The sequence below is a fragment of the Paraburkholderia sp. UCT31 genome, from assembly GCF_014397655.1.
Lineage (GTDB): Bacteria > Pseudomonadota > Gammaproteobacteria > Burkholderiales > Burkholderiaceae > Paraburkholderia > Paraburkholderia tuberum.
The window spans coordinates 1-3,581 of the sequence record NZ_VZQP01000140.1 but is presented as its reverse complement, the minus strand read 5'-3'; the positions used below and the strand labels follow the sequence as shown (position 1 = coordinate 3,581).

Here is a 3,581-nt window from a genome sequence, read left to right as displayed (position 1 = left end):
ACCATGCGCACGGCTTCTATCATGAATTCCTGCGTGTACCGTGCTCTCGGATTACCCATCTTTCCTTCCTCCTCGCGTGAGTTTTACACACTCAGCAAGGGATCCATTTTTTACGGGCAAGCTCAGATTCGAAAGCTTCCTCGAAAAGGAGGTCATAGTTAGTGGTGAAGACTTCGACTGCATGTGAACGCAAAGTCCCGCTTACCCACGCGACGAGCTCGGTATAGGCGTTCTGTTCTTTGGGGAGATGTGCCGCGACCGCCTCGCCAATCTTTTTGCAAATCGCTTTGCCGAGTTCGCCGTACCCCGCTCCGTTGAGGCCATTGACGACAGTTGCTCCGAGTGCCTGCTGCAGGAGACGAATGCGAGAGAGAATCGCTTCGATATTTGCGCCAGCACCAAGATCTGCTTGAATTGCTTGTGCGGCGTGCGCCTGTTCAGCCTCTAAGCCTGAAATGGCCGTCCGAGTCAAATCTTCCACGCCGGGGATCAGTGGGTTTCCAGTGTCGTTGATTCGATTTTCCGCGTCGACCCGAATGGCAAGAGGTGCACCCGCGCCTACTAACAATGCTATTCGTTTGCGACCCTGCGATAGGATCTGGCGGAGATCCGACATGAATCGATCTGGATTGTGAGTAGTGTCCAAGCTATCGCTCGCGGGCTAGATTAACTGGTGACCGATCAGCATAGCTTAGACGAATATCGCGGCGCATACGAGGATGCCGCACATTTGGCGGGGATGCGGGATTCCTCCGGTTAGGCCAATTTTAGGGCACTCGCAAAAGGCCTTTGGAGGCTGCTAGGTGTCTTGACTTACTATTTGCGGTTGGTTCTCCGCTTGCGTTTTTTAGCCGGCGCAAGGCGGCGTGGCACCAGAGCGGTCCACTGCGCACTTGCATGCGGACATTGTAGGGATTTCCCTGGTGCTCTCACCGGCGTCGCCGTTCAGTGGCATTAGTCGTTAAGACCGGCGGCTCGGTACCTATATGAGGGGACGCAGTGGGAATGTAAGTTGACGCAAGTCGTTGTTTTTATTGAAAGTCTCGTCCTTTGACGGCACCCAGCGCCCTGCGGGGAGTTCAAACTTAAGTGAACAAAGTTCAAAGTTAACTGAATCTCGACAAGTGAGTGAACTTCGATCGCGTTCCCGCTTCTTGAATTTGTCACTGCCCGTCCATATAATTAGCACTCGCTGCACGAGAGTGCTAACAACATCTCCGGTTGGCTCGGCCAGCCGGGTTTTTCTCAGCGTTCTTCAGTCTCAATCAGAGAGGAGTATGTATGAACCTTCGTCCTTTGCATGATCGCGTGATCGTCAAACGTCTGGATCAGGAAACCAAGACCGCGTCGGGCATCGTGATCCCCGAAGCCGCAGCGGAAAAGCCGGATCAAGGTGAAATCCTCGCAGTCGGCCCGGGCAAGCGCGACGACAAGGGCGCAGCCATTGCGCTCGACGTGAAGGTCGGCGACCGCGTCCTGTTCGGCAAGTACGCAGGCCAGACCGTCAAGGTCGACGGCAACGAACTGCTCGTGATGCGCGAAGAAGACATCATGGCCGTGGTGCAGAAGTAAGCGCAAGGTCGCTACTTCACCGGTTATATCCAAAGTATTCAAGGAGTTAGAAGATGGCAGCTAAAGACGTCGTATTCGGTGATTCCGCCCGTGCCAAGATGGTCGAAGGCGTGAATATTCTCGCCAACGCCGTGAAGGTCACGCTGGGTCCGAAGGGCCGCAACGTGGTTCTCGAGCGCAGCTTCGGCGGCCCGACGGTCACCAAGGACGGTGTGTCGGTCGCGAAAGAGATCGAACTGAAAGACAAGCTCCAGAACATGGGCGCGCAAATGGTCAAGGAAGTCGCTTCCAAGACCAGCGACAACGCAGGCGACGGCACGACGACCGCTACGGTTCTCGCGCAATCGATCGTCCGCGAAGGCATGAAGTACGTCGCATCGGGCATGAACCCGATGGACCTGAAGCGCGGTATCGACAAGGCTGTTGGAGCCGCAATCGAAGAACTGCGCAAGATCAGCAAGCCGTGCACGACCAACAAGGAAATCGCCCAGGTTGGCGCGATCTCGGCGAACAGCGATTCGTCGATCGGCGAGCGCATCGCTGAAGCAATGGACAAGGTCGGCAAGGAAGGCGTGATCACCGTCGAAGACGGCAAGTCGCTGCAAGACGAGCTGGACGTCGTCGAAGGTATGCAATTCGACCGCGGCTACCTGTCGCCGTATTTCATCAACAACCCGGACAAGCAAGTCGCCGTGCTCGAGAACCCGTTCGTGCTGCTGCACGACAAGAAGGTGTCGAACATCCGTGACCTGCTGCCGGTGCTCGAGCAAGTCGCGAAGGCTGGCCGTCCGCTGCTGATCATCGCTGAAGACGTCGAAGGCGAAGCGCTCGCAACGCTGGTCGTCAACAACATCCGCGGCATCCTGAAGACCGTTGCCGTCAAGGCTCCGGGCTTCGGCGATCGTCGTAAGGCGATGCTGGAAGACATCGCGATCCTGACCGGCGGTCAGGTCATCGCTGAAGAAACCGGCCTCACGCTCGAGAAGGCAACGCTGGCTGAACTGGGCCAGGCGAAGCGCATCGAAGTGGGCAAGGAAAACACCACGATCATCGACGGCGCTGGCGAAGCAGCGAACATCGAAGCTCGCGTCAAGCAAGTGCGCACGCAGATCGAAGAAGCGACCTCGGACTACGACCGTGAAAAGCTGCAAGAGCGCGTCGCCAAGCTGGCAGGCGGCGTTGCAGTGATCAAGGTCGGTGCTGCGACCGAAGTCGAAATGAAGGAAAAGAAGGCACGTGTCGAAGACGCACTGCACGCAACGCGCGCGGCTGTGGAAGAAGGCATCGTGGCGGGTGGCGGCGTCGCGCTGATCCGTGCACGTACGGCAATCGCTGGCCTGAAGGGCGCTAACGCCGATCAGGACGCAGGTATCAAGATCGTTCTGCGCGCCATGGAAGAGCCGCTGCGCCAGATCGTCGCCAACGGTGGCGAAGAAGCGAGCGTCGTCGTGGCAGCGGTTGCTGCTGGCAAGGGCAACTACGGCTACAACGCAGCGACCGGCGAGTACGTCGACCTGGTCGACGCAGGTGTCGTGGACCCGACGAAGGTGACGCGCACGGCGCTGCAAAACGCAGCTTCGGTTGCTGGGCTGCTGCTGACGACCGACGCAGCTGTCTGCGAACTGCCGAAGGAAGATGCTCCGATGTCTGGCGGCATGCCCGGCGGCATGGGCGGCATGGGCATGGACATGTAATTCCGCTCGGGCCTCGTGGTCCGGCCGCGTGGTTGAACTGCCGCGCGTCTGGATCACGGCCGAGGCCCGGCTGGAAGTCCATGTGGGGAGTGCGCCGCGAGGCGTTTCCCCAAACGAAAAAACCCGCTTATGCGGGTTTTTTTCGTTTGGGGCCGGCGTTGATGTGCTTGCTGGCGAGCGCTTCCGGACGTAAGCACCCGGTGAAGGCATCTTGATTGCGTAAGGTGTGAAGGCGAGGATCGTGTCCATCTAAATTTTTAATGGACAGATGTACACGATGAGCGAGACCGAGGTGATGCAGGAGGTTGTGCAACC

Annotated in this window: 4 protein-coding genes; 2 read left to right on the top strand and 2 right to left on the bottom strand. The window is 58.1% G+C overall.

What is annotated here, in order from left to right; all coding sequences use genetic code 11:
• Positions 1-91 precede the first annotated feature (91 nt).
• Positions 92-646 carry a hypothetical protein gene (locus F6X40_RS41040; RefSeq protein WP_187631833.1) on the bottom strand — a complete coding sequence of 185 codons (555 nt, stop codon included), beginning with the start codon at positions 644-646 and terminating at the stop codon, positions 92-94.
• A 635-nt stretch (positions 647-1,281) separates the two neighbouring features.
• Here F6X40_RS41040 and groES point away from each other — a divergent pair.
• Both groES and groL read left to right on the top strand, forming a co-directional pair.
• Positions 1,282-1,572 (top strand): co-chaperone GroES, encoded by a 291-nt coding sequence (gene groES / locus F6X40_RS41035; RefSeq protein WP_008923887.1) that lies wholly within the window; start codon positions 1,282-1,284, stop codon positions 1,570-1,572.
• Between the two features lie 53 nt (positions 1,573-1,625).
• Positions 1,626-3,266 carry a chaperonin GroEL gene (gene groL, locus F6X40_RS41030; RefSeq protein WP_187631832.1) on the top strand — a complete coding sequence of 547 codons (1,641 nt, stop codon included), beginning with the start codon at positions 1,626-1,628 and terminating at the stop codon, positions 3,264-3,266.
• A 127-nt stretch (positions 3,267-3,393) separates the two neighbouring features.
• On the opposite strand, the gene F6X40_RS42010 is transcribed toward groL, so the two are convergent.
• Positions 3,394-3,581 (bottom strand): hypothetical protein (locus F6X40_RS42010; RefSeq protein WP_222946309.1); only part of this gene is annotated, 188 nt, incomplete at its 5' end.